Genomic DNA, 25,807 nt, shown 5'->3' on the forward strand with positions numbered 1-25,807 from the left:
ATCGCAGCTTGCTTCAGTCGCTGACCGTGAAAATGGGAACCTGTGCGCTCCGATAGGGCGCCAGGCTCGCCTCGGTGATGTCAGGCGGCACGACCATGCCCGAAACCGCCGTGATGGGCAGGATATGGCATGGAGAGGCGGCATCCAGCTTTTCCTGGGTCACCATCACATAGGTTTCCGCCGAGCATTGCGCGATATGCCGCTTGATTGCCGCCTCCTCGAAATCGCCGGTCGAAAGGCCGTGAACGGGGTGGATGGCGGTTACGCCCAGGAAGAAGATATCTGGCCGCACCAATGAGATTGCCGCCATAGCCGCCGCGCCTGTCGCCACCATCGAGTGCTTGTAGAGCTTGCCGCCGATCAGGATCACGTCGGCTGTCGGATGATGTTCCAACTCGCCCGCGATCGTCGGGCTATGCGTGACGACGGTAAAGGCAAAGTTCCTGGGAAGATGGCGGGCGATCTCCGCCGTCGTCGTCCCGCCATCGAGAAACACCGTTCGTCCCGGTTGAACCATCTTCGCCACAAAGGCGCCGAGTTGCCGCTTCACATCCGGCGCTACACCCCGTCGCGTGGAGAAATCCGGTAGCTCCGGTGCGAGCGGCAGCGCGCCGCCATGCACGCGTTTCAGCAGCCGCTCCGCCGCCATTTCCCTCAGATCCCTGCGGATCGTGTCTTCGGACAGGCCGAAATCGTCTGCGATCTTCTTGGCGATCACCTGGCCGTCGCGCCGCAGGATATCGAGGATGAGGGTCTTTCGCTGGCCTGTAAGCATGCCTGTTTCCGCACGATAATTCATGAAATATCGTGAATTTATCAAAAATGAGTCGACAATCAAGAACTTTAACGCATATTCGTGCAAATCCATGCATGATGCATGAGGAAGAGGAGATGTGACATGTTGATCTTGATTGCCGGGCCGTATCGTTCGGGAACCGGAGACGATCCGCAAAAGATGGCGGAGAATCTCAAGCGGCTGGAAGAGCCGTCCTATGCCTTGTTCAAGGCAGGGCATCTGCCGATGATCGGCGAATGGGTCGCCTTGCCGGTCTGGCATGCCGCCGGCGGCAAGAGCATCGGCGACGATCTCTACGAAGAGATATTCCACCCGACCGCAGGCCGGTTGCTGCAACTGTGCGAGGGCGTTCTCCGGCTTCCCGGCGAGTCCAAGGGAGCCGACAACGACGTCCGCATCGCCGGCGAACGCGGCATTCCCGTCTGGTATCGGCTGGAAGATGTGCCGGGCTGTGCCTAAGGTGCGGTGCGCAGGCGGCATACATCAAAAGCTTTCATAACCGATATCGATGCCAGCCACTTCCGTATTCCTCCGGTCGCCGTTAACGTCTGACGAAATCAGAGCGGAGGAAACGGATATGCTGAATTTGTATTTCGCACCGGGCAGTTGTGCACTCGCCAGTCTGATAGCGCTTGAAGAGTCGGGCCTTGCCTACGAGCCGCGGCGCCTCAATTTTGCCAACGGAGAGCAGCGGTCGCCGGACTATCTGGCGATCAATCCCAAGGGTCGTGTTCCGGCGCTGGTGACAGACAAAGGCGTCATCACGGAAAACGTTGCGATCCTCGCCTATGTCGCCCAGATCGCGCCGGCCGCCCGGCTGGCGCCGCTCGATGATCCCTTCGATTTTGCCCGCATGCAGGCCTTCAACAGCTACCTCGCCTCGACCGTGCATGTGAACCATGCTCACAAAGGGCGCGGCTATCGCTGGACCGACGATGAGGCGGCGATCGAAGCGATGAAGGCCAAGGTGCCGCAGAATATGGGTGAGTGTTTCACGCTGATCGAGGAAAAGATGCTGGAAGGGCCATGGGTGATGGGCGAGCAATATACCGTTGCCGACGGCTATCTCTTCACGCTGACAAATTGGTTGCCGGGCGATAGCGTCGATCCGACCCGCTTTGAGAAGGTCAGCGCCCACCACGCGCGGATGCTGGAACGCCCTGCCGTGCAAAGAGCCATCGCCGCCGAGCGGGCTTGATCAACAGGCGTCGAAGGCAGCCCGCAATGTCTTCGGCGCCCGAAACTGCCAGGCCTCGATCAGCCGCAGTTGCAGTTCTTCGTCACCGATGGCGTCGATACGCGTTGGCAGCGCCGGCCAGCCGACATAGTGATCCGACTGGAAATAGATCTCGGGCGCCATCTCGATGAGCTGCTCCTTGCGGTCGATCGGCAGCGCCAGCACGATCGTCTCGCCATTCTTGACCGAAACGAAAGCCTTGCCGCCGACCTTCAGCGCCGGCGTGCCATAGTGGGTGCTGACCTCGACTTCGGGCAGGCCGGCTTGCGCAGCAACGCGTTGAAGGCGTTGGGATATCGCGTCGGTTTCGATGCTGACGGCCATACTGCGCTTTCCCGTTCCGGTCGTATGTCGTCCACAATCATACACCAGTGGAAGAGATAGCCGAAGAGCCGGTTGGGAAGGTTCAGCGTGTGAAAGGGCTTGCTCTTTCGTTACACGCATTCTTTCAATCTTTGATCTGGGCCTTCCTTCCGCCCCAAATTCTCGGGCATGAGCGGCAGGTCGGCCAGTTCCTCCAGCGACATGGCCGCCAGTGCCGGATGTTGCAACGGGTCGTCACGCTCGTTGTTATCGCGCGGCAGGTGATTGAAGAAAAGCTTCAGTATCGACATGGCATGCCTCCTCGCTACCGCAACGATGCGCTTGTGGTGTATCAGTCGACGGGATGGTGGCGGTTGTGGTTTTATGCCGCAATGATCGCGCGCATCGCCCAGCTTTTCAATTGAGAATGCCGGGATGCTGATATAGATATTCTATATGAAGAATCTCAACAGCGTTCATCTGAATGGCCTCCGGGCATTGGAGGCCGTGGGCCGGCTTGGGTCGTTGCAGGCGGCTGCCGACGAGCTTGGCGTGACCATCGGCGCCGTCAGCCAGCAGGTGATCAAGGCTGAGGCGCAGTTGGGGCGGCCGGTTTTCGAGCGTACGCCGAAGGGCATGATCGTGACCGAGGCAGGCCTTTCGGTCTTGGCACGCCTCGGCGAAGGCTTTCAGGCACTGTCGGCGGCGGTGACAGCCGCGCAGCACCGTGATGACAATATTCTCACTATTTCCGTGGCTCCGGTTCTTGCGGCGCGATGGCTGGTGCATCGGCTCGATCGTTTCGCCAAACGTCATCCGGATATCAGGCTGCGTATCGATGCGACCATGCAACTCATCAATCCGGCAACGTCGGATGTCGATATCGGCATCCGCGTCGGCGATGGCCAATGGGCGGGCGTCAAGTCCGAGCTACTGCTGGAACAGGAGATCTTTCCGGTGGTGACGCCGCAGATCGCCAGCCGATTGAAGGAACCGGCCGATCTCCTGCAGGTTCCCGCCGTCATCGACAGTAGGGCTATGTTCACGTGGGAGGTCTGGCTGAGCAAGGCCGGCCTCTCCGGCAAATGCATGGAAGAGCGGCATATCTTCAACGACGCCTCGCTTTGCCTCGACGCCGCCATGGCGGGCCAGGGCGTCATGCTCGCTTGGCAGACGCTGGCCGCCTATGCACTACAACAGAAATGCCTCGTCGATCCCTTTGGCATTCGTGCCAAAAACGGTTTCGGCCATTATTTCATCACGGCGGAAGGCGTGCGTGAAGCCAAGAAGGTGACTGCTTTCAAGACCTGGATGCGCGACGAGATGGAAGAGAGCATGAAGCTCTTTCGCTAAGGCAATTCCAGGGAAAACGCGCGGTTTTTACACCGGCTCCTTGCCGCGTGTCGCCTGCATCGCCTTATAGGCATCGCGCGACTGACAGCGCTCGATCCAGGTCTTCAAATTCGGATGGCTATCGAACAATGCCTGCTCGGTCTGAGCGTAGCGCAGCACCTCCGCGAGATTGAGGTCGGCGACGGTGAAGCGATCGCCCAGGAGGTAATCCTGGCCCGTCAGGTGCTTTTCCAGCACGTCCAATGGCCGCTTCAGCGACCGGCAGGCAACCGCGATCCCGGCCTTGCCGGCATCGGTGTTCTCCTGCGAACGGTCGTAGATGCGGACGAGGGCCACGGAGTAGGGCTCTACCTCCGTAGCTGCCCACATGGTCCACATGCCGAGCAGACCCTCTTCTTCCACCGTCTTCCCGGATAGCGGCCCGCCATACTTGCGGGCGAGATAGAGATTGATGGCGAGCGATTCATGCATGACGAGATCGCCGTCCTTGACAGCGGGGATCATGCCCATCGGATTCACGGCCAGGAATTCGGGCGTTATCGTATTGATAGGCGCTTCCGGGCTTAGCGGATTTTCGAGCCGACTTGCCTGTATCACGGGCACGGATTGAAAGGGGATGCCAAGCTCCTCCGCCATCCAGTAGTTGCGCGATGCGCGTGAGCGATAGACGCCGTAAATCGTCAGCATGGTCGGTCTCCAAAAATCGAGTCGAAGCGAGGTTATGGGCGGCTTTCGCCAAGCGGAAGAGGCTCCGGCTTATATCTGCAATGAAAGCTTTTGATGAGTGTACAGGATCAAGCACGAAAATATCCGCCAAGCCCTCCAATCTTTGCGAATCGTGCCGGCTGCGCACCGCCTTCGTTCGGAAATTAGCGATGGTGCATGCTAATATCGATTTAGATTTTCTCCGGTGCGGTAGGAGGCATTCGGCGGAGATGTTCTTACGCATTCGGTGACTGCGATCTCGGGAGGAGAGCAGATGCTAGCGACCAGCGTATCGCTTGACGATAAATATACAGCAGATGAAGGCCGCGTCTTCATGACCGGACTGCAGACCCTCGTGCGTCTGCCGATGACGCAGATGCGCCGCGACCGCGCTGCCGGTCTCAACACCGCAGCCTTCATATCCGGCTATCGCGGCTCGCCGCTCGGCGGCTACGATCAACAGCTTTTGAAAGCCAAGACCTATCTCGACGCGCATGACGTCACCTTCCAGCCAGGCATCAACGAAGACCTTGCCGCCACGGCCATCTGGGGTACGCAGCAAGTCGGCCTGTCGCCCGGCGTCCGCAAGGACGGCGTGCTCGGCATCTGGTACGGCAAGGGTCCCGGCGTCGATCGTTCCGGCGATGTGCTGAAACACGGCAACGCGGCCGGCACCTCCAAGCATGGCGGTGTCCTCTGTTTCGCTGGCGACGATCATTCCGCCAAATCTTCCACGATCCCGCACCAAACCGACCATGATTTCATGTCGGCGGTCATTCCGGTCATCTATCCGTCCTCAATCCACGAATTCCTCGAATACGGCCTGCTCGGTATCGCCATGTCGCGCTATTCCGGCTGCTGGGTCGGCATGAAGTTCATTGCCGACACCATCGAGACGACGGCCGCCGTCGACCTCTCGGGCGAGAGGCGGCAATTCGTGCTGCCGACCGATTTCGAGCTGCCGCCCGGCGGCCTGAACCTGCGTTGGCCCGATCCGCCGCTGGTGCAGGACGACCGTCTGCAAACCTACAAGGCCTATGCCGCCATCGCTTTCGCCCGCGCCAATCGCGTCGATGAAATCACCCATGATGTGCCCAACGCCCGCTTCGGCATCATCTCCTCCGGCAAGGCCTATGAGGACGTATTACAGGCGCTGCGCGAACTCGAAATCGGCCCCAGGGAAATGGCCGCCATTGGCCTGCGTATCCTGAAGATCCGCATGCCCTGGCCGCTGGAGCCCGAGACCGTCCGGCATTTCTCCGAAGGTTTGGACGAGGTGCTTGTCGTCGAGGAGCGGCGCGAGATCATCGAAAACCAGATCAAGCAGCAGCTCTTCAATTGGCGCGCCGATGTCCGCCCACGCATCGTCGGCAAGTTCGATGAGCACGACAAACCCTATCTCAGCCTCTCGGCCGCTTTGACCGTCGGCTCGGTGGCGAGAGCCATTGCCGGGCGCATCGTCAAACTCGATCTCGATCCTTCGCTGCACGACCAGATCGCTGCCAAGCTTGCCTATCTCGCCGAACGCGGCCAGATCAGCCGCACGCACGTCGCGCCGCTCAACCGCACGCCGTTCTTCTGCTCCGGCTGTCCGCACAACACATCCACCCGCGTGCCCGAAGGCAGCCGCGCTATGGCCGGCATTGGCTGCCATTACATGGTCACCTGGATGGACCGAAACACTCAGACCTTCACGCAGATGGGCGGCGAGGGCGTGCCTTGGACAGCGATCGCCCGCTACACCGACGAAAAGCATATGTTCGTCAATCTCGGTGACGGCACCTATTTCCATTCCGGCATTCTCGCCATCCGCCAATCGGTCGCCGCCAAGGTCAACGTTACCTACAAGCTGCTCTACAATGATGCTGTCGCCATGACCGGCGGCCAGCCGATCGATGGCTATCTGACGCCACAGCTCTTGACCCGCCAGTTGCACGGCGAGGGCGTTTCGCCGATCTACCTGCTCGCGGAAAATCCCGCCGCCTACGCGGCATCGGATCTGGCCCCCGGCGTTAAAGTGCTGCACCGCGACAATATCGATCAGGTGATGCTGACGCTGCGCGAGACCGAAGGCTGCTCGGCCATTGTCTATGTCCAGACCTGTGCGGCCGAGAAGCGCCGCCGTCGGAGCCGCGGCTTGCTGGAGGATCCGGCCAAGCGCGTCTTCATCAACCCCGCCGTTTGTGAAGGCTGCGGCGATTGCTCGGTGCAATCCAATTGCATTTCCGTCGAGCCGCTGGAGACGGAGTTCGGCCGCAAACGGCAGATCAACCAGTCGAGCTGCAACAAGGATTTCTCTTGCGTCAAAGGCTTCTGCCCGTCTTTCGTGACCGTGCATGGCGGTAAGCGCCGCAAGCGCAAGGCGCTGGAGCATGCGGATGCCGAAGTGCCGATGCCCGAGGTGCCCGTCATCGGCGAGCGCCCCTGGAACATCGCGATCGCCGGCGTTGGCGGCACCGGTATCCTGACGATCGGCGCTATTCTCGGCATGGCTGCCCATCTCGACGGCAAAGTACCGATGATCCTCGACATGGCCGGCCTCGCGCAGAAGGGCGGCGCCGTCATGAGCCATCTGCGTATCGGCTACAGCGAGGCCGACGTCACCTCGTCGCGCATCGTCAATGGCGGCGCCGATCTGCTGCTTGCTGCCGACGAGGTGGTCGGTGCCTCCAAGGATGCGATTACGCTCTGCGCCTCGAACCGCACGACGGCCATCGTCAATACCGGCCTGATGCCGGTCGCCGATTTCGTTCGCAATCGCGACTTCGATTTCAAGATCGGCTCGGTACAACACACCATCGCCAAGACCGTCAGCGACAAATCCGTCTTCCTTGATTTCGGTCATGTTGCAAGCGAGGTCACTGGCGATGCCATGTCGACCAATATCCTTCTCACCGGCTTTGCCTGGCAGCGCGGCTTGCTGCCGTTGTCGCTGGAAGCGATCGAGAAGGCGATCGAGCTCAACGGCGTGGCCGTCAAGGCCAGCCTCTCGGCCTTCCATTGGGGCCGTCTGCTGGCGCATGATCCGCAGGCCGTGCGGGAAATGATGACGGAACCGGATGCCGGCAAGACGCTGGCGGAGATGAGCCTCGATGAGCTGATCGCCCACCGCAAGGCGCATCTGACCGCTTATCAGAATGCCGCGCTTGCCGATGGCTATGCCGCTTTCGTCCAGCGTGCCACGGCTGCGGCTGCCAGGGAGCGGCTTTCGGATAAAGTGCCCTTCGCCGTCGCCGCGACCTATGCGCGGGTGCTGGCCTATAAGGACGAATATGAGGTGGCGCGACTGTTGACCGATCCGGCCTTCGAGGCCCATTTGCGCGACGAGATGGAAGGCGACTTCAAATTGGCCTTCAATCTCGCCCCGCCGATGCTGGGCGGAAAAGACCCGAACGGCCGGCCGAAGAAGCGCGAATTCGGCCCCTGGATATTGCCGCTGCTGCGCAGGCTCGCACCGATGAAGCGGTTGCGCGGCACGGTCTTCGATCCGTTTGGCTATATGCGGGAGCGCCGGCTGGAGCGCCGCTTGATCGGTGAATATCAAGTGATTGCCGACCGCGTTCTCAACGGTCTGCGCGCGGGAAATGAGACGGAGGCTCTTGCCATCCTGACATTGTTCGATGAGATCAGAGGCTTCGGACCGATCAAGGAGGAGGCGGCTCGTAAGGTTATGGCGCGGATCGCCGAGAAGCTGAAGACCTATGACATGCCGGAAGAGAAGCGTCACGTACCCGCCGATGCGGCGTGATGCTCTCAAAATTGGCACATGAGCCCGTAAGGCGGCTTTGGAAAAGATCATGCTCTAGGGGAAGCGGGAGGAGAAGGTGATGTTTGCAGGGGGATTGAACTTCGCGCTCGGCGAGGAGATTGAGGCGCTGCGCGACAGCGTGCGCCGCTTTGCCGGCCAGCGCATCGCGCCGCTCGCCGACGAGTTCGACCGCAACAATGGTTTTCCGATGGAGCTGTGGCGGGAAATGGGCGATCTTGGGCTGCTCGGCATCACCGCCGATGAAGCCTATGGCGGCGCTGGTCTCGGCTACGTCGCGCATGCGGTCGCCATGGAGGAGATCAGCCGCGCCTCGGCCTCCGTCGGTCTGAGCTACGGCGCCCATTCCAATCTCTGCGTCAACCAAATCAATCGCAACGGCACCGACGAGCAGAAAGCACGCTATCTGCCCAAATTGGTCTCTGGCGAACATATCGGTGCGCTCGCCATGTCGGAACCCGGCTCAGGTTCCGACGTCGTCTCGATGAAGCTGCACGCGCAAAAGCGCGGCGACCACTATGTGTTGAACGGCAGCAAGATGTGGATCACCAATGGTCCGGATGCCGATGTGCTGGTGGTCTATGCCAAGACCGCGCCGGAGGCCGGCCCGCGCGGCATCACCGCTTTCCTGGTCGAGAAAGGTTTCGAGGGTTTCTCCGTAGGCCAGAAACTCGACAAGCTCGGCATGCGTGGGTCCAGCACCTCGGAGCTGGTTTTTATCGATTGCGAGGTACCGGCGGAGAATGTGCTGGGTCAGGTCGATGGCGGTGTCCGCGTGCTGATGTCTGGCCTCGACTACGAGCGCGTCGTCCTGTCGGGAGGCCCGCTCGGCATCATGGCCGCCTGCATGGACGTCGTGCTGCCTTATCTGCATGAACGCCGGCAGTTCGGCCAGCCGATCGGCGAATTCCAGCTCATGCAGGGCAAGCTTGCCGACATGTATGTGACGATGAACGCCGCGCGCGCCTATGTCTATGCGGTTGCCGCGGCCTGCGATCGCGGCGAAACGACCCGCAAGGACGCCGCGGGCTGCATTCTCTATGCTGCCGAAAAGGCGACTGGCATGGCGCTCGAATGCATCCAGGCCCTCGGCGGCAACGGCTATACCAACGACTACCCCGCCGGCCGGCTGCTGCGCGACGCCAAGCTCTACGAAATCGGCGCCGGCACCTCCGAAATCCGCCGCATGCTGATCGGGCGGGAGCTATTTACCGAGACTGTCTGATTTTGAAATTTCACCCCCAATTTTGGTGATACTGCATGACCGTCCTGAAATCCCAAATCTCCACGCATTCGGACCGTTTCAGGGACAATCGTGCCGCGATGCTGGAGGCGATCGGTGTGGCTAAGGCGGCGGCGTTGCGGGCGGCGGAGGGCGGCGGCGTGCAGGCGCGCGAGCGTCATGTCAGTCGCGGCAAGGTACTGCCGCGTGACCGGGTGGCGGGGCTGATCGATCCTGCGACGTCTTTCCTCGAAATCGGCGCGACGGCGGCTCACGGCATGTATGGCGATGAGGCGCCGGGAGCGGGTTTGATCGCCGGCATCGGCCGCGTTGCCGGCCGCGACTGCATGATCGTCTGCAACGATGCCACCGTCAAAGGCGGCACCTATTATCCGATCACGGTGAAGAAGCATTTGAGGGCGCAGGAGATCGCGGCTGAAAACAATCTTCCCTGCCTCTATCTTGTGGATTCCGGCGGGGCCAACCTGCCGAACCAAGATGAGGTCTTTCCAGATCGCGAACATTTCGGCCGCATCTTCTACAATCAGGCCAATATGTCGGCGGCGGGCATTCCGCAGATCGCCGTGGTCATGGGGTCGTGCACGGCGGGGGGCGCTTATGTGCCGGCCATGTCCGACGAGACCATCATCGTCGAGGGGCAGGGGACGATCTTTCTCGCCGGGCCGCCGCTGGTCAAGGCCGCAACCGGCGAGGTGGTGTCTGCCGAAGATCTTGGCGGCGGCGATGTGCACACGCGTCTATCCGGCGTCGCCGACCATTTGGCGCGCGACGATGCGCATGCGCTTGCCTTGGCGCGGCAGGCCGTGGCCAATCTCAATCGCCACAAACCGACGACCGTCGAACTGCGCGCGCCGGAGCCGCCGCTCTACGATCCGGAGGATATACTCGGCATCGTGCCCTCCGACCTGCGCACGTCCTACGATGTCCGTGAAATCATTGCCCGTATCGTCGATGGCTCACGCTTTGACGAATTCAAGGCGCGCTATGGCGCCACACTGGTCTGTGGCTTTGCCCATATTCACGGCATCCCCGTCGGCATCATCGCCAATAATGGCGTGCTGTTTTCGGAATCGGCATTGAAGGGCGCGCATTTCGTCGAGCTTTGCTCGCAGCGCAAAATCCCGCTGGTTTTCCTGCAGAATATCACCGGCTTCATGGTCGGCCGGAAATACGAAACGGAAGGCATTGCCAAGCACGGCGCCAAGCTGGTGACGGCGGTGGCAACGACGAAAGTGCCGAAGATCACCATGCTCATCGGCGGCTCCTTCGGCGCCGGCAACTACGGTATGGCCGGCCGGGCCTATTCGCCGCGCTTCCTCTGGACCTGGCCCAACAGCCGTATCTCGGTCATGGGCGGAGAGCAGGCGGCCGGCGTGCTGGCGACGGTGCGCGGCGAGGCCCTGGCGCGCGCCGGCAAGCCTTGGACAAAGGAGGAAGAGGCGGCCTTCAAGCAACCGACCTTGAAGATGTTCGAGACCCAGAGCCACCCACTCTACGCCTCAGCGCGTCTGTGGGACGACGGTATCATTGACCCGCGCAAGAGCCGTGATGTGCTGGCTCTGTCGCTTTCCGCCGCGCTCAACGCGCCGGTCGAAGACACGCGCTTCGGCCTGTTCAGGATGTGAGGAGATTGAGATGAAACGCGACATCGTCAATGCCAAGAACGCACCGCAGCCGCGCGGCGGCTACGCCCAGGCCGTCAAACTGGAGAATTTTGAGAGATTGCTGTTTGTCAGCGGCCAGATTCCGACGACCGCCGATGATACGCTTCCCGAGGGATTTCAGGCGCAGGCGCGTCAGGTCTGGCTCAATGTCGACGCACAGCTCAAGGCTGCGGGGATGAGCAAGGCCGACATCGTCAAGGTCACCACCTTTCTCGCCGATCGTCACCATACGCTCGAGAACCGCGAGATCCGCAGTGAGTACTTGGGCTCGCTCGCCCCGGCGATGACGGTGGTGATCGCGGGGATTTTCGACACCGCGTGGCTGCTCGAAGTCGAGGTCGTCGCCGCGCAATAGGGTTTGCCAATGTTTTCAAGGATATTGATCGCCAATCGCGGAGAAATCGCCTGCCGGGTCATCCGGACGGCAAGGCGGCTGGGCATCCGCACGGTCGCCGTCTATTCGGACGCCGACAGAGATGCGTTGCATGTGGCGTTGGCGGACGAGGCCGTTCACATCGGTCCGGCGGCTGCGAGCGAAAGCTATCTTTCGAGGGAGCGGATCATCGCCGCCGCACGGCGATCCGGCGCCGAGGCCATTCACCCCGGCTATGGCTTTCTCTCGGAAAATGCCGATTTCGCCGAGGCCGTCGAAGCCGCAGGACTGGTTTTTACCGGCCCATCGCCGGCCTCGATCCGCGCCATGGGCCTGAAGGACGCGGCCAAGGCGTTGATGGAGCGCGCAGGCGTGCCTGTCGTTCCCGGCTATCATGGTGATAAACAGGACACGGCTTTCCTTGCGGAGCGGGCAACAGAGATCGGCTTTCCTATTCTTATCAAGGCGCGGGCAGGCGGCGGCGGCAAGGGCATGCGGCGGGTGGATCGACCGGAAGATTTTGTGGCCTCGCTGGAAGCGGCAAGACGCGAGGCGAAATCCGCTTTCGGGGACGACGCCGTGCTGATCGAAAAATATTTGACCCAGCCCCGGCATATCGAAATCCAGGTCTTCGGCGACAGCCATGGCAATGTCGTGCATCTTTTCGAGCGCGATTGTTCTTTGCAACGCCGTCATCAGAAAGTGATCGAGGAGGCGCCGGCCCCCGGCATGACGGAGGAGATGCGCAGCGCCATGGGCGAAGCTGCCGTCCGCGCAGCCCGCGCCATCGATTATCGCGGTGCCGGCACTGTCGAATTCATTGCCGATGTCTCCGATGGCCTGTCGCCGGATCGCTTCTTCTTCATGGAGATGAACACCCGCCTGCAGGTCGAGCATCCTGTCACCGAGGCGATAGCCGGCGTCGATCTGGTCGAATGGCAATTGCGGATTGCCGGCGGCGAGCCCTTGCCGAGAACCCAGGCCGAACTCTCCATCGACGGTTGGGCCTTCGAGGCACGGCTTTATGCCGAAGACCCATCGCGGGGTTTCCTGCCGGTGACCGGCACGCTCTCACATCTCAGATTTCCGGAGGGCGATGTCCGCATCGATACCGGCGTGCGCGAAAGCGACAGCATTACACCGCATTACGATCCCCTGATCGCCAAGCTCATCGTCCATGCGCCAACCCGTCAAGCGGCCCTCGCCAAGCTGACGCGAGCGCTGCAGGATACCCAGGCGGCGGGAACGGCAAGCAATCTCGATTTCCTGGTTCGATTGAGCCAGCAGCCGGATTTCGTTGCGGGCCATCCGGATACGGGCCTGATCGACCGCGACGCGGAGAGGCTGACTGCAGCACCGATACCGGACGATATCGCGCTTGCCATTGCCGCCATCTTCGAGGCCGGAGGCATGGCGCGATCCCTGGAGAGCGACCCGTGGCAAGCGCTTGGCGCTTGGCAGCTTTGGGGTGAGGTGAACCGCCCTGTCACCTTGCATCACAGTGGCGGCCACACGAACGGCCGCGTGATTGCGAAAGGGCAGGATCGATACTCCGTGCATTTCGATGGTCGCGCGCTCGCCGTTCAGATCATCAGCCGCAATGATGGCTGCTGCCGCGTGGAGATCGACGGGCGGCAATTGCGTGCCGACTTTTTCCAGATGCCGCACAGCATGACGTTGTTCCTCGATGGCCACACCCATCATTTCCATCGGGCCGACCCACTGGATAGCGCTGAAGAGGCGGCCGTTGGCGGCGACCGGCTGATTGCGCCGATGCCCGGCCTCATCAAGATCGTTCGGGTGCAGGAAGGCGACATGGTCGCAAAGGGCGAGGCGCTGATCGTCATGGAAGCCATGAAGATGGAGCTGACGCTGACGGCGACGCGCGACGGTGTGGTGGAAAGCCTGCATGTCGGCGAAGGGGATCAGACCAGCGAGAGCGCTGTCCTGCTATCGCTCCGGCCGGAGGACACGCAATGACCGACCGCACTTCCAACCATGTCACAATAGTAGAAATGGCGCCGCGAGATGGCCTGCAGAACGAAAAGCGGCTGATCGACACGGGCACCAAGATCGAACTCGTGGATCTGCTGTCCGATTGCGGTTTCGAGCGCATCGAAGTCACCAGCTTCGTCAGTCCGAAATGGGTGCCTCAGCTCTCCGATGCTGCCGATGTCATGGCCGGGATCAAACGCAAGCCCGGTGTTCGCTATGCGGTGCTGACGCCGAATATGCAGGGGCTGGAGGCGGCGCTTGCAGCAGGCGCCGACGAGGTGGCGATCTTCGCGTCTGCCTCCGAAAGCTTTTCACTCCGCAATATCAATTGCTCCATCGCCGAAAGCATCGAGCGTTTCCGGCCGGTGGCCGCGGCGAGCCGTGATCGTGGCATTCCGCTGCGCGGCTATGTCAGTTGCGGCGTCGAATGCCCCTATGAAGGCGCAGTGCCGCCGGCAAATGCCGCAAGCGTCGCTCGGCAATTGCGCGAACTCGGCTGTTACGAGATCAGCCTCGGCGATACGATCGGCAGGGGCGAACCGGAGGCGGTAGACAGAATGCTGGAAGTCGTGCTTGCCGATCTCCCCGCCGCCATGCTGGCCGGTCATTTTCACGATACTTCGGGCCGGGCATTGGACAATATCGGCGTAGCCCTGGATCGGGGCATCCGGGTGTTTGATGCCGCTGCCGGCGGTCTCGGCGGCTGTCCTTTTGCGCCCGGCGCCAAAGGCAATGTCGATACCGTGGCGGTTCACCACTATCTGGCACTGCACGGTTTCGAAACAGGCCTCGATGACGAGAAGCTTGCCCAAGCCGCCGCTTTTGCCCGCAGCCTGAGGAGCGTCGCATGACATCGCAAACCATCCATATCGCCATCGAGGAACGTGGTGTCGCCCGCCTGACCTTGGCGCGCCCGGAAAAGCACAACGCCCTGTCGGCCGAGATGATCGATGCCCTGACGGAGGCGGCTTACGATCTCGGCAGGGACGCAAGCGTGCGCGTGGTGGTTCTTGCGGGTGAAGGCGGAAGCTTTTGCGCCGGCGGCGATCTCGGTTGGATGCGCGCCCAGTTCGATGCCACCCGTGCGGGACGCATCGTCGAAGCCCGGCGGCTTGCCATGATGTTCAAGGCACTGAACGAATTGCCGAAGCCGCTGATCGCCCGCGTGCATGGCAATGCCTTCGGCGGCGGCATCGGCATCCTCAGTATCTGCGATATGGCGATTGCCGCGGCGACGGCTCGTTTCGGCCTGACGGAGGTTCGGCTCGGCATCATCCCCGCCACGATCAGCCCCTATGTCATTGCTCGCATCGGCGAGGCCAAGGCTCGCCCGCTCTTCCTGTCTGGCAAGATCATTGACGCCTGGCAGGCCCATGCGGCCGGCCTGCTGTCCCGGGTCGTCCCGGAGGACGCACTCGACGAAGCCATCGAATCCGAAATCCGCCACCTGCTTGCCGCCTCGCCGCAGGCCGCGGCGCGGGCAAAGGCACTGGCTCGTTCTCTCGGCATGCCGATCAGCGATGAGCTTATTGATCGCGTCATCACTCAACTGGCCGATACGTGGGAGACGGAGGAAGCAAGGGAAGGGGTTACGGCCTTCTTCGAGCGGCGGGAGCCAAGCTGGAGATAGCGGCGTTTAAATCAGCCTGTTTCTCTCTATCGTCAGTTGTGGAAACTCTCCGCTCTCTGTTATCGTAAGGTCGCCGGAAGCTGGTTTGTCCCACCGAAAGCCGAAGACTGCGCCTTTTTCCATTTGCTGGAACAGATTGTCGGAGATGACAGCCGCGCCGGCACCATCGGCGACGGAAACGGCGCAGCCGATAGGGGCTTGGCGGACGATGTTGCCGGTGGCGACGATGTTGCGGAGATAGGGACCCCAGCCGAGTTTCAGGCCCCAGAGCGGGGCGTTTTCGATGAGGTTCGAGGCAATCAGCGTGTCGGCTTCGGCTGAGATCCCGATGCCGAAGCCGCTTTCCTGGGGGTAGGGGCCGGTCAGGGACAGGTTGCGGATGATATTGCCGGTGACGCTGGCAAGCCGCCCGCCCTTGTCGAAATTGGCAATGGCGATACCGTTGGCAGCACCATCGACGAGATTGTTGCTGACCACGGCGCCTTCGAACTCGAATTCGCAGAAGATCGCCGTTTCGCCGGAGCGCAAGCACTGATTGCCGGTGATCTGCACGCTCGAGGCTGAATTGGCGCGGACGGCAGTGAAGGCGCAATCGGCTATCTGGTTGCCGGAGACCAAAACGCCGTCGGCGCGAAAGATGTTGATGCCGTTGCCGTTCTGGCCGGTGCCGCCATCATTGGCGCCGATGCGGGAGATGCGATTGCCGGTGACGATGCTGCCGTCTTCGCCCTTGTCCCAGCGATGAATGAGGACGCCGCCATTGCCGCAATCCTCGACCGTATTGCCCGCGACTGTCAATCCGGTCGACTGGACCGCATAAAGGCCGGCTTCGGCTGCCCCCGAAATGCGGCTGCGTTCGATCCGCCCGCCGCAGCGCTCCAATTGCAGTGCATGTTTGCGGCTGCCGGCGATGTCGCAATTGTCGATTAGCACCTGGTCGACGCCGGTAAATTGCAGCAACCCGCCGGCATAGTCGGCAAGCCAGCGGTTGCCGCCATCAAGGACGAGGCCGGACAGTTCGATGCGTTTCGCCTTGTCGGCGCTCATCAGATGGCCTTCGCCGCCATAGACCAGCCGCGAAGCGCCGGGGATGCCGGTAACGCGCGTATTATCGGGCAACGAAAGGTTCGACACATTGTAATTGCCGGGCGGCAGAAAGACCGGCGCGTTGTCGCGCGCGGCGCTGTCAATCATCGCCTGAAGCTTGCCGCTTCTGATGTCGCTGGTGCCCGGTGTCGCCTTGTAGGCGATGGCATCGATCGGTCCACGCATCTCGGCGCCGGCCATCTTGGCGAGCGGCGCAGAAAAGGCGCTTCGGGCAAACAGGCCGGTTGCAGCCGAGGCGGCGATATAGGCAATGAACGCGCGGCGCTGGACCATTATCAACTCCTGAAACGAACCTTGCAGAAGCAGGAACCGTGCCATGCGCGCCTGTCCCGATTTGGCACGAAAAGAGCTGTTTTCGTAGAATTAGGCCGCCCGTTTCTCGCAGGTTCCGCCGTTTTATCCTTTCGTTCACCCATCCGCTTAAGAGCCTCGAAGGAAGCGGGAGCTATAATGATCGCGTTTCGGTTGTGACATTTGATGAAGCTGCGGCCGGGTTGGGAGAATGCACATCATGAATAAGCCGGCTCTTCAGCACGTCCGGTCAGGCGAGCGCAGTCGTTCGCTTGATATTGAGACGGAGCGCCTGTTGGCAGCGACGCAGGCGCTGATGGCGGCGAATGCGCACCATGTCGCCGATGGCATCGAGCAACTACGCCTCAAGGCGATCGTGCATGAACTGCCGGATTTTCTTTTCGTCAAGGATCGGGAAAGCCGCTTCGTCTTCGCCAATGCCGCCACGGCAAAAAGTCTCGGCATGGAAAGAGCAAGCGCGCTGACCGGCAAGACCGATTTTGATCTGGTGCCGCTGGAGCGGGCTACGAAATACTACCGCATCGAGCAGGAAATCATCGCTACCGGCAAGCCGCGGCTTGATATGGAGGACGTCATTCCCTCCGCGAACGGCGGCAAGCCGGTCTATCGGCTGACCTCGAAGTTACCGCTGCGCAACGATCGTGGCGAGGTGATCGGCCTGATCTGCACGTCGCGCGATATTACCGAGCGCAAGCGCCAGGAGCATCTGCGCCGCAGCCAGGCCGAACTTTTGGAAATGATCGCCAAGAGCGAGCCGCTGGAGATGATCCTCGAGGCGCTGGTATTAATGGTCGAGGATCAGATGACCGACATCAAGGGGTCGGTGCTGCTGCTCGATCCTGAAGGCATCCGTCTCTCCCATGGTGCGTCACCCAATCTGCCTGCCGCCTATAGCCGCCTGATCGACGGCATCGCCATCGGCCCGAAGGTCGGTTCCTGCGGTACGGCCGCCTGGCGTGGCAAGCCGGTCTTCGTTAGTGACACCCAGACGGACCCGCTCTGGGAGGATTTTAGTGCTCTAGCCGCGCAGTACGGCCTGCGCTCGTGCTGGTCGACGCCGATCGTGACCTCGCAGAGCAATGTGCTCGGCACGTTCGCGCTCTATTCCGGCACCGTGCGCGAGCCGACCGAACGCGAGCTGGAGCTGGTGGCCATGGCGACCCACATTGCCGGCATCGCCATCGAGCGCAAGCGCGCCGAAGACCGTATTTACTTCATGGCCCATCATGACGACCTGACCGGCCTGCCGAACCGTGCCTTTCTCAAGGAGAACATGGCGAAGATCCTGTTCAAGGCGCGTCGAAACGGCCGCAAGGTGACGGTCGCCTATGTCGATCTCGACAATTTCAAGCAAGTCAATGACAGCCGCGGCCACAGCGCCGGCGACGAGCTGTTGAAGGAATTGACGGCGCGCATGGTCGATAGCCTCAGGGCCTCCGACATGGTGGTACGACTCGGCGGCGACGAATTCCTGCTGGTCATCGTCCATCAGTCGCGCCACGACACCGGCATCACGCGGCGGCTGCGCGAACTGCAGAAGGCGATTACGCAGCCGGTGATGATCGGGGAAATCGAGGTCGCCGTGACGAGCAGTATCGGCGTTGCCGCCTTTCCGGCCGATGGCGAGACGCCGGATGAGTTGATCGCCTGCGCCGACGCGGCCATGTACAAGGCCAAGGAACATGGCCGCAACCGATTGCAATATCATATCCATAGGTCGGACGCGGGTGGCACCATGCCGCTGAGCGAGCAGGAAGAATTGCGCAGCGCCATCGGCGCCAAGCAGTTCTTCCTGGAATACCAGCCGCAGGTCGATGTCGCGAGCGGCCGCATCGTCGGACTGGAAGCGCTGGTGCGCTGGCGTCATCCGCGCCACGGCATGCTGCCGCCCGGTCAGTTTATCCCGCTTGCGGAAGAATCCGGGCTGATCATCCCCCTCGGCTTATTCGTGCTGAACGAGGCCTGCCGACAGGCCAAGGAATGGCAGGCGATGGGCCTGCCGCCGCTTACGATCGCCGTCAATGTTTCGGCGCGGCAATTCAGCGATCCGGCGCTTGCCGCGCATGTCACCGAAGCTCTGGAGGCGAGCGGCCTCGACCCGCAATGGCTGGAGCTCGAGTTGACGGAAAGCACGTTGATGCATGACGTGCCGCGCGCCCTGCATGTGATGCAGGCGCTGAAGGCGCTTGGCGTGCGCCTGTCCATCGACGATTTCGGCACGGGCTATTCCAGCCTGGCGGCGCTGAAGACCTTTCCCTTCGACCGTCTCAAAATGGACCGCTCCTTCGTCGAGGCGTTACCGCGCGACGAGACGACCGTCGCCATCGCCTCCGCCGTCATCTCGCTCGCGCGCCGGCTCCGCCTTGCTGTCGTCGCCGAAGGCGTGGAGACGGACGAGCAACTCGAATTCCTGCGCCAGGCTCAGTGCCATGACGCCCAGGGCTTCTATTTCTCGCGGCCGGTCGGGGCGGCGGAAATCTCGAGGATTCTGACGGACGCCCGCGATCGCCTCGCTTGAACCCATCCCTGTCCGCTGTAATTCTGCCTCCATATACGCAGGCCCTTAAATTGATTCTGTCCGAGGCCTGACGCGAAGAGGGGAAGTCGATTTATGGGCAAGGGGCGTATCGAAGCCTTTTCCGATGGCGTGATCGCCATCATCATCACCATCATGGTGCTGGAATTGAAAGCGCCGCATGGCGAGGGGCTGCAGGCGCTCATACCGCTGATCCCGACGCTGCTTTCCTATGTTCTAAGCTTCGTCTACGTCGGCATCTACTGGAACAATCACCATCATATGTTCCAGGCGGTGAAGCATGTCAGGGGCGGCGTGCTTTGGGCGAACCTGCATCTGCTGTTCTGGCTGTCACTGATGCCCTTCGCCACCGGCTGGATGGACGATAACGACTTCGCCATGACCCCGGTGATGGTTTATGGCTTCGTCTTGCTGATGTGCGGTTTCGCCTACTACATCCTCGGACGGATGCTGATCCGGGTGCATGGCACGGATTCCGATTTTGCCCACACACTCGGCCCGGATGGCAAGGCCGCGCTCTCCGTCAGCCTCTACATCCTCGCGATCATCCTTGCCGCCATCAATCCGTTTATCTCCCTCGGCATCTATTTCATCGTCGCCTGCATATGGCTGGTCCCGGACCGGCGCTTCGAGCGGATGCTGAAGTAGTGGAAGGCGAATTCGCTCAAAAAGCGCCAATGATCGCTACATAATTGCATAAATCACGCTATCTTTTGTCCTATGAGACCGGATCAATTGCTGTATCCCGCCCCTGAGGGGCTGTTCTGCCCGATCGGTGGCTTCTATGTCGATCCGGTGCGACCGGTCGAGCGGGCGTTGATAACGCATGGACATTCCGACCATGCCCGCGCCGGCCATGGCCGGGTGCTCGCCACCCGCCAGACCCTGGACATCATGCGGATACGCTATGGCGATGATTTTGCCGGATCGGAGCAGGCGGTCGGTTTCGGCGAGGAGCTGACCATCAACGACGTTCGGGTGCGGTTTCATCCGGCCGGTCATGTGCTTGGTTCCGCGCAGATCGCGGTAGAGAAGGATGGGCTGCGCATCGTCGTATCCGGCGATTACAAGCGGCGGCCCGACCCGACCTGCGCTGCCTATGTGCCCGTTCCCTGCGATGTCTTCATTACCGAGGCGACCTTCGGATTGCCGGTGTTCCATCATCCCGATCCGCTGGACGAGACGGCGAAGCTCCTGGCTTCGCTCCGGCAATTTCCCGAGCGCACCCATCTCATCGGCGCCTACGCGCTGGGCAAGGCGCAGCGCGTCATCCGGCTGCTGCGCGATGCCGGTTACGACAGGCCGATCTATATTCACGGCGCGTTGGAGACGTTGTGCGATTATTATGCCGGGCAGGGCATCGTCCTCGGCGAATTATTGCCGGCAACGATCGAAAGCCGGGATCAGTCGATCTTCAAGGGCGCTGTCGTCGTCGGACCGCCATCGGCTTTTTCCGATCGCTGGGCGCGGCGATTCCATGAACCTCTGCCCGCCTTTGCGTCGGGATGGATGATGGTGCGCCAGCGCGCCAAGCAGCTCGGCGTCGAGCTGCCGCTCGTCATTTCGGATCATTGCGATTGGCCGGAGCTGACGGAGACCATTTCGGAGCTGAAGCCGGGAGAAGTCTGGGTCACCCATGGACGCGAAGAAGCGCTTGTGCGCTGGTGCGAATTGCAGGGCATTCCGGCCAAGCCGCTGCATCTGATCGGCTATGAGGATGAGGGGGACTGATGAAAGCCTTCGCAGATCTCCTCGATCGCCTGGTGCTGACGCCGAGCCGCAACGGCAAGCTGAAGCTGCTCACCGACTATTTCCGCGATACGCCCGACCCGGATCGCGGCTACGGTCTTGCGGCAATCGCCGGCACGCTCGAGGTGCGCAACGTCAAGCCGGCGATGCTGCGCGAGCTCGTGCTTGAACGCATGGACGAGGTGCTGTTTCGCTATTCCTATGATTATGTCGGTGATCTCGCCGAGACCATCTCGCTGGTCTGGGACAAGGAAAGCGACATCGTCCGCCCGGCGGGCGAGCAGCCGAAGCTCGGCGAGGTGGTGCGTCGGATGAATGCGCTGGGGCGTACCGAGGTGCGCAGCTTCGTTCGCGACCTGCTCGACCGGCTGGATACGTCAGGCCGGTTTGCTTTTCTGAAGCTCGCCACCGGCGCGCTGCGTATCGGCGTGTCGGCGCGGCTTGCCAAGCAGGCTTTGGCGGAGCTGAGTGATAAGGACGTGACCGAGATCGAAACGCTGTGGCATGGGTTGCAGCCGCCCTATGAGAGCCTGTTTCAGTGGCTGGAGGGCAAGGGCGACAAGCCGGTGCTGGCGACGCCGGCGATCTTTCATTCCGTCATGCTCGCCAATGCCGTCGAGCCCGGCGATCTCACTGGGCTCGATCCCCTGGATTATGCCGCCGAGTGGAAATGGGACGGCATCCGCGTCCAGCTTTCGCGGGCGGGTATGACGAGTAAGCTCTATTCCCGCTCCGGCGACGATATCTCCGGCGCTTTTCCGGACATCGTCGATGCCATCAGCTTCGAAGGCGTCGTCGACGGCGAATTGCTGATCGGTGGCACGGCGCGCTCCAACAGCCCGACACGCACCTTCTCCGATCTGCAGCAGCGGTTGAACCGCAAGACGGTGACTGCGAAGATGCTGGAGGAATACCCGGCCTTTATCCGTGCCTATGATCTGCTGTTCGACGGCGAAGAGGATGTGCGTGCCCGCGGATTTCTTGATCGGCGCGAACGGCTGACGGAAATTATCGAAGCCGCACCCCACGATCGTTTCGACCTCTCGCCGCTGGTCGATTTTACCTCCTGGGAAGAGTTGGACCGCTTGCGGTCGGCGCCGCCGGATCCCGTGATCGAAGGCGTCATGATCAAGCGCCGCGACAGCGCCTACCTCGCTGGCCGCGCCAAGGGGCCGTGGTTCAAATGGAAGCGGAACCCATACAATGTCGATGCCGTGCTGATGTATGCCCAGCGCGGCCATGGCAAACGTTCCAGCTACTATTCCGATTTCACCTTCGGCGTCTGGTCGATGACACCGGAGGGTGAACAACTGGTGCCGGTCGGCAAGGCCTATTTCGGCTTCACGGATGCCGAGCTGGAGGTGCTCGACAAGTTCGTGCGCAACAATACGATCGATCGTTTTGGCCCAGTAAGAGCGGTGCGCGCCGATCGCGATTTCGGCTTCGTCCTCGAGGTCGCTTTCGAAGGGATCAATCGCTCGACGCGGCACAAGTCCGGTGTCGCCATGCGTTTTCCGCGAATTGCGCGTCTCAGGCCCGACAAGCCGCCCTACGAGGCGGATCGGCTGGAAAATTTGGTGGCGCTGATTGACGCCAAGGCCCCTGCCGTTGATGAATAGATCTTGGTTGATTCCTCACCACAATGTGAGTTGGCCTCGTCTTTCAACCCGTGCAGATTTCGATTCGCCGGGCATATTTGGACAGATCATATGACAACGTCTGAAGACAACGCATTTCGCCCCAGTCGCCGTACCATTCTTGCCGGTCTTGCCGTAACACTTTTTGCTCCCAACATCGCAAAGGCTGCCGAAACCGCGGCTCCTGTCGCCAAGTCGGTTGATGCCAAGGTTATAGATCCCCAAACTAGCAAGCCGGCCGTCGCAGTGGCCGAGCCTCCGCTTCTGGTTGGCGATTATGCCAAGGAGCGCCACAAGTTCCGCACCGAGCTTCTGAACAAAGGTCCGGCGCCCGACAAATATGAGCCGTTGGTCGCGCCATCAGACGCCGATCAGATTTTCTATCGCAGCGGTCTCGGCGGCGAGCTGGAACTCGTTGCCTGGGTATCGCGCTATGAGCGCACGCCGAAGCCGAGGCCCGCCGTGCTCTTCCTCCATGGTGGCAACGCCATCGGTCAGGGCCATTGGCTGCTGATGAAGCCTTATGTCGATGCCGGCTACGTCGTCATGATCCCGTCGATGCGCGGCGAAAACGGCCAAAAGGGCAATTTCTCGGGTTTCTATGACGAGGTTTCCGACGTTCTCGCCGCATCCGACCGTCTGCGCCACCTGCCGGGCGTTGATCCGCATCGCCTCTTCCTCGCGGGGCACAGCGTCGGCGGTACGCTGGCGATGCTGGCGGCAATGTCGGCCAAACGCTTCCGCGCGGCCACTCCCATGTCAGGCAATCCGGATGCCTTCGCCTTCTTCCATCGTTATCCGGAGGATATCCGCTTCAACGCGAAAAATCCGCGCGAATTCCAGATGCGCTCGCCGATCTGCTATGCCCACAGCTTCAAATGCCCTTTGAAGGTCATGCAAGCCAGCGAAGAGGGCACTTTGCAGGCCCGGGCGACGCTGCTTTCTAAGCGCGCTCTTGCTGGCGGTGTCAAAATGGAAGTGGCGACGGTTCAGGGCAATCACAACTCGTCGCTACCGGGTGAAATCGAACAGAGCATCCAGTTTTTCAAGAGTGTGGCGGCCTAAACGATCAGCGCATCAGCCGATCGACCAAGGCCGCCGCCGCCTCTGCAATCACCGTTCCCGGCGGGAAAATCGCGTCCGCTCCGGCGGTTTCCAATGCAGCGAAATCCTGGGGTGGGATGACGCCGCCGACGGCGATGAGGATGCGGCCGGCATGGCGGCGGGTCAGCGCTTCCTTGAGTTCCGGCACCAGCGTCAGATGACCGGCGGCAAGTGATGACGCGCCGATGATGTCGGCGCCTTCCCGAACCGCGAGATCTGCCACTTCCTCCGGCGTCTGAAACATCGCACCGACGATGACATCGAAGCCGAGATCGGCGAAGGCTGTGGCGATGACCTTCTGCCCGCGGTCGTGTCCATCCTGCCCCATCTTGGCGACGAGGATGCGGGGCTTCTCGCCCTTCGCCTTGCGAAAAGCTTCCACCTTGGCAATCGCTTTGTTGAACAGAGGATCGGCATTGCCGACTTCCTTGCGGTAGACGCCGGATATGGTTCTGATCTCCGCAACATGCCGGCCGTAGGCCTTTTCCAGCGCCAGCGAGATTTCGCCGACCGTCGCTCTCGCTCGCGCTGCCTTCACGGCGAAATCCAGGAGATTACCGGTGCCGTTGCGCGCGGCTGCGGTTAGGGCCTCCAAAGCGGTCTCCACCGCTGCCGTCTCACGCGTGCCCTTCAATTGCTGCAGTTTCGAAAGCTGGCGGGCGCGGACTTCGGAATTGTCCACCTTCAGCACGTCGACTTCGATATCCTGTTCAGGTCGCGAGAAATTGACGCCGACCACGGTCTGGTGGCCGCTGTCGATACGCGCCTGCGTGCGAGCGGCCGCCTCTTCGATCCGGAGCTTCGGAATGCCCTTTTCGATCGCCTTGGCCATGCCGCCCAGCGCTTCGACCTCTTCGATATGGGTAAGCGCGCGGGCTGCCAGATCATGCGTCAGCCGCTCGACATAAGCCGAGCCGCCCCAGGGATCGATGATCCCGGTCGTGCCGGATTCCTTCTGCAGCAGGATCTGTGTGTTGCGGGCGATGCGGGCCGAATGATCCGTCGGCAGAGCAAGCGCTTCGTCGAAGGAATTGGTGTGCAGGGACTGGGTATGGCCCTGCGTCGCCGCCATGGCTTCGACCATGGTGCGGATGATATTGTTCATCGGATCCTGCGCCGTCAACGACCAGCCAGAGGTCTGGCTGTGGGTGCGAAGCGCGAGCGACTTCCCACCCTTCGGCGCAAAGTTCTTCTGCATCAACGCGGCCCAGATCAACCGTGCGGCACGCATCTTGGCGACTTCCATGAAGAAGTTCATGCCGACCGCCCAGAAGAAGGAGAGGCGCGGTGCGAAACTGTCGATATCCAGCCCGGCGGCCACCCCGGCACGGGCATATTCGATGCCGTCGGCGATCGTATAGGCGAGCTCCAGATCCGCCGTCGCACCGGCCTCCTGCATATGGTAGCCGGAAATCGAGATCGAATTGAATTTCGGCATCCGCTGGCTGGTATAGCTGAAAATGTCCGACACGATCCGCATCGAGGGCTGCGGCGGATAGATATAGGTATTGCGGACCATGAACTCCTTGAGGATGTCGTTCTGGATCGTGCCCGAGAGCTTGTCCTCGGAAACGCCTTGCTCCTCGGCGGCGACGATATAAAGCGCCATCACCGGCAGCACCGCGCCGTTCATGGTCATCGACACGCTCATCTCACCAAGCGGGATGCCATCGAAAAGCTGGCGCATGTCGAGAATGGAATCGATCGCCACGCCCGCCATGCCGACATCGCCGGCAACGCGCGGATGGTCGCTGTCATAGCCGCGATGGGTGGCAAGATCGAAGGCGACGGAAAGGCCCTTCTGGCCGGCCGCGAGATTGCGGCGGTAAAAGGCGTTCGATTCCTCGGCGGTGGAAAAGCCCGCATATTGCCGGATGGTCCAGGGTTGCTGGACATACATGGTCGGATAGGGGCCGCGGACGAAGGGAGCAGCGCCGGGATAGGTGTCGAGGAAATTCAGGCCGGCAAGGTCGGCCGTGTCGTAGATGCGCTTGACGGCGATGTCTTCCGGGGTCTGCCAAGCTGGGGCGCCGGTTTTCGGCGTCGTGGCTTGGGGTTTTGCCCAAGGGATGGTCGCGAAATCGGGGATGGAGGTCATGGGGCCGATACCTCCGCATATGCCGCGCTTGCGCCACCCGCCTCTGTCACTGTCGTGACATCTCCCCCACAAGGGGGGAGATCGGTAGCGCGTGGCGCCCTCTTACCCGAAACAAACATCGAATCTGTTGAAATAAAGTTTTGTTGTGCCGTCGAACGGCGCGTCAAACTCCAAACGATCTCCCCCCTTGTGGGGGAGA

Annotated in this window: 21 protein-coding genes; 16 read left to right on the forward strand and 5 right to left on the reverse strand. The window is 61.4% G+C overall.

Features of this window, described 5'->3' with window-relative positions:
• Nucleotides 1-13: 13 nt before the first annotated feature.
• Nucleotides 14-775 carry a DeoR/GlpR family DNA-binding transcription regulator gene (locus GGD50_RS01850; RefSeq protein WP_107107424.1) on the reverse strand — a complete coding sequence of 254 codons (762 nt, stop codon included), beginning with the start codon at nucleotides 773-775 and terminating at the stop codon, nucleotides 14-16.
• 123 nt (nucleotides 776-898) lie between these two features.
• Between GGD50_RS01850 and GGD50_RS01855 the strand changes: the two genes are divergently transcribed.
• Nucleotides 899-1,255, forward strand: coding sequence for a DUF4406 domain-containing protein (locus tag GGD50_RS01855; RefSeq protein ID WP_107107425.1), 357 nt, complete (start codon nucleotides 899-901; stop codon nucleotides 1,253-1,255).
• A gap of 118 nt (nucleotides 1,256-1,373) precedes the next feature.
• Nucleotides 1,374-1,994: a glutathione S-transferase family protein gene (locus GGD50_RS01860; protein ID WP_107107426.1), complete on the forward strand. Its 621-nt coding sequence runs from the start codon at nucleotides 1,374-1,376 to the stop codon at nucleotides 1,992-1,994.
• Here GGD50_RS01860 and GGD50_RS01865 read toward each other — a convergent pair whose 3' ends face one another.
• The gene (locus GGD50_RS01865; RefSeq protein WP_107107427.1) at nucleotides 1,995-2,357 is read right to left on the reverse strand and encodes an MmcQ/YjbR family DNA-binding protein; all 363 of its coding nucleotides are present in this window, start codon (nucleotides 2,355-2,357) and stop codon (nucleotides 1,995-1,997) included.
• 47 nt (nucleotides 2,358-2,404) lie between these two features.
• On the opposite strand from GGD50_RS01865, the gene GGD50_RS01870 reads away from it, so the two are divergent.
• Together GGD50_RS01870 and GGD50_RS01875 are read left to right on the forward strand one after the other, a co-directional pair.
• Entirely contained in the window at nucleotides 2,405-2,761 is a 357-nt protein-coding gene (locus GGD50_RS01870) for a hypothetical protein (RefSeq protein ID WP_181316020.1), read from the forward strand.
• 31 nt (nucleotides 2,762-2,792) lie between these two features.
• Entirely contained in the window at nucleotides 2,793-3,689 is an 897-nt protein-coding gene (locus GGD50_RS01875) for a LysR substrate-binding domain-containing protein (protein WP_107107429.1), read from the forward strand.
• Between the two features lie 27 nt (nucleotides 3,690-3,716).
• Here GGD50_RS01875 and GGD50_RS01880 read toward each other — a convergent pair whose 3' ends face one another.
• A complete protein-coding gene (locus GGD50_RS01880; RefSeq protein WP_107107430.1) occupies nucleotides 3,717-4,376 on the reverse strand; it encodes a glutathione S-transferase family protein in 660 nt (219 codons plus the stop codon).
• Between the two features lie 292 nt (nucleotides 4,377-4,668).
• On the opposite strand from GGD50_RS01880, the gene GGD50_RS01885 reads away from it, so the two are divergent.
• The 7 genes from GGD50_RS01885 to GGD50_RS01915 all read left to right on the forward strand — a co-directional run bounded on the left by GGD50_RS01885 (nucleotide 4,669) and on the right by GGD50_RS01915 (nucleotide 15,065).
• A complete protein-coding gene (locus GGD50_RS01885; RefSeq protein ID WP_107107431.1) occupies nucleotides 4,669-8,142 on the forward strand; it encodes an indolepyruvate ferredoxin oxidoreductase family protein in 3,474 nt (1,157 codons plus the stop codon).
• A gap of 79 nt (nucleotides 8,143-8,221) precedes the next feature.
• Nucleotides 8,222-9,385, forward strand: a complete 1,164-nt coding sequence (locus tag GGD50_RS01890) for an isovaleryl-CoA dehydrogenase (RefSeq protein WP_107107432.1) — start codon at nucleotides 8,222-8,224, stop codon at nucleotides 9,383-9,385.
• 35 nt (nucleotides 9,386-9,420) lie between these two features.
• Nucleotides 9,421-11,028 carry a carboxyl transferase domain-containing protein gene (locus GGD50_RS01895; RefSeq protein WP_107107433.1) on the forward strand — a complete coding sequence of 536 codons (1,608 nt, stop codon included), beginning with the start codon at nucleotides 9,421-9,423 and terminating at the stop codon, nucleotides 11,026-11,028.
• Nucleotides 11,029-11,038: 10 nt separating this feature from the next.
• On the forward strand, nucleotides 11,039-11,422 hold the full coding sequence (locus GGD50_RS01900; protein WP_107107434.1) for a RidA family protein: 384 nt from the start codon (nucleotides 11,039-11,041) through the stop codon (nucleotides 11,420-11,422).
• Nucleotides 11,423-11,431: 9 nt separating this feature from the next.
• Nucleotides 11,432-13,420 (forward strand): acetyl/propionyl/methylcrotonyl-CoA carboxylase subunit alpha, encoded by a 1,989-nt coding sequence (locus GGD50_RS01905; protein ID WP_107107435.1) that lies wholly within the window; start codon nucleotides 11,432-11,434, stop codon nucleotides 13,418-13,420.
• Nucleotides 13,417-14,286, forward strand: a complete 870-nt coding sequence (locus tag GGD50_RS01910) for a hydroxymethylglutaryl-CoA lyase (protein ID WP_107107436.1) — start codon at nucleotides 13,417-13,419, stop codon at nucleotides 14,284-14,286. Before GGD50_RS01905 ends, GGD50_RS01910 begins: the two co-directional genes overlap by 4 nt.
• Complete coding sequence (locus GGD50_RS01915) at nucleotides 14,283-15,065, forward strand: crotonase/enoyl-CoA hydratase family protein (protein WP_107107437.1); 783 nt, start codon at nucleotides 14,283-14,285, stop codon at nucleotides 15,063-15,065. Before GGD50_RS01910 ends, GGD50_RS01915 begins: the two co-directional genes overlap by 4 nt.
• A gap of 6 nt (nucleotides 15,066-15,071) precedes the next feature.
• Here the strand turns inward: GGD50_RS01915 and GGD50_RS01920 are convergent, their stop codons facing one another.
• Complete coding sequence (locus tag GGD50_RS01920) at nucleotides 15,072-16,445, reverse strand: TIGR03808 family TAT-translocated repetitive protein (RefSeq protein ID WP_107107438.1); 1,374 nt, start codon at nucleotides 16,443-16,445, stop codon at nucleotides 15,072-15,074.
• 238 nt (nucleotides 16,446-16,683) lie between these two features.
• Here GGD50_RS01920 and GGD50_RS01925 point away from each other — a divergent pair, with 238 nt between their 5' ends.
• The 5 genes from GGD50_RS01925 (at nucleotide 16,684) to GGD50_RS01945 (ending at nucleotide 23,471) form a co-directional block, all read left to right on the forward strand.
• Nucleotides 16,684-19,002, forward strand: a complete 2,319-nt coding sequence (locus tag GGD50_RS01925; RefSeq protein ID WP_107107439.1) for a sensor domain-containing protein — start codon at nucleotides 16,684-16,686, stop codon at nucleotides 19,000-19,002.
• Between the two features lie 93 nt (nucleotides 19,003-19,095).
• Entirely contained in the window at nucleotides 19,096-19,668 is a 573-nt protein-coding gene (locus GGD50_RS01930; RefSeq protein WP_107107440.1) for a TMEM175 family protein, read from the forward strand.
• A gap of 72 nt (nucleotides 19,669-19,740) precedes the next feature.
• Entirely contained in the window at nucleotides 19,741-20,751 is a 1,011-nt protein-coding gene (locus GGD50_RS01935) for a ligase-associated DNA damage response exonuclease (protein ID WP_107107441.1), read from the forward strand.
• Nucleotides 20,751-22,388, forward strand: a complete 1,638-nt coding sequence (locus tag GGD50_RS01940; protein ID WP_107107442.1) for a cisplatin damage response ATP-dependent DNA ligase — start codon at nucleotides 20,751-20,753, stop codon at nucleotides 22,386-22,388. The genes GGD50_RS01935 and GGD50_RS01940 overlap by 1 nt, the downstream gene beginning before the upstream one ends.
• A 90-nt stretch (nucleotides 22,389-22,478) precedes the next feature.
• Nucleotides 22,479-23,471, forward strand: coding sequence for an alpha/beta hydrolase family protein (locus tag GGD50_RS01945; protein WP_107107443.1), 993 nt, complete (start codon nucleotides 22,479-22,481; stop codon nucleotides 23,469-23,471).
• A gap of 4 nt (nucleotides 23,472-23,475) precedes the next feature.
• On the opposite strand, the gene scpA is transcribed toward GGD50_RS01945, so the two are convergent.
• Complete coding sequence (scpA, locus tag GGD50_RS01950; protein ID WP_107107444.1) at nucleotides 23,476-25,608, reverse strand: methylmalonyl-CoA mutase; 2,133 nt, start codon at nucleotides 25,606-25,608, stop codon at nucleotides 23,476-23,478.
• Nucleotides 25,609-25,807: the final 199 nt, after the last annotated feature.

Origin of the sequence: Martinezella paranaensis, assembly GCF_014200235.1 — a bacterium.
GTDB lineage: Bacteria > Pseudomonadota > Alphaproteobacteria > Rhizobiales > Rhizobiaceae > Rhizobium > Rhizobium paranaense.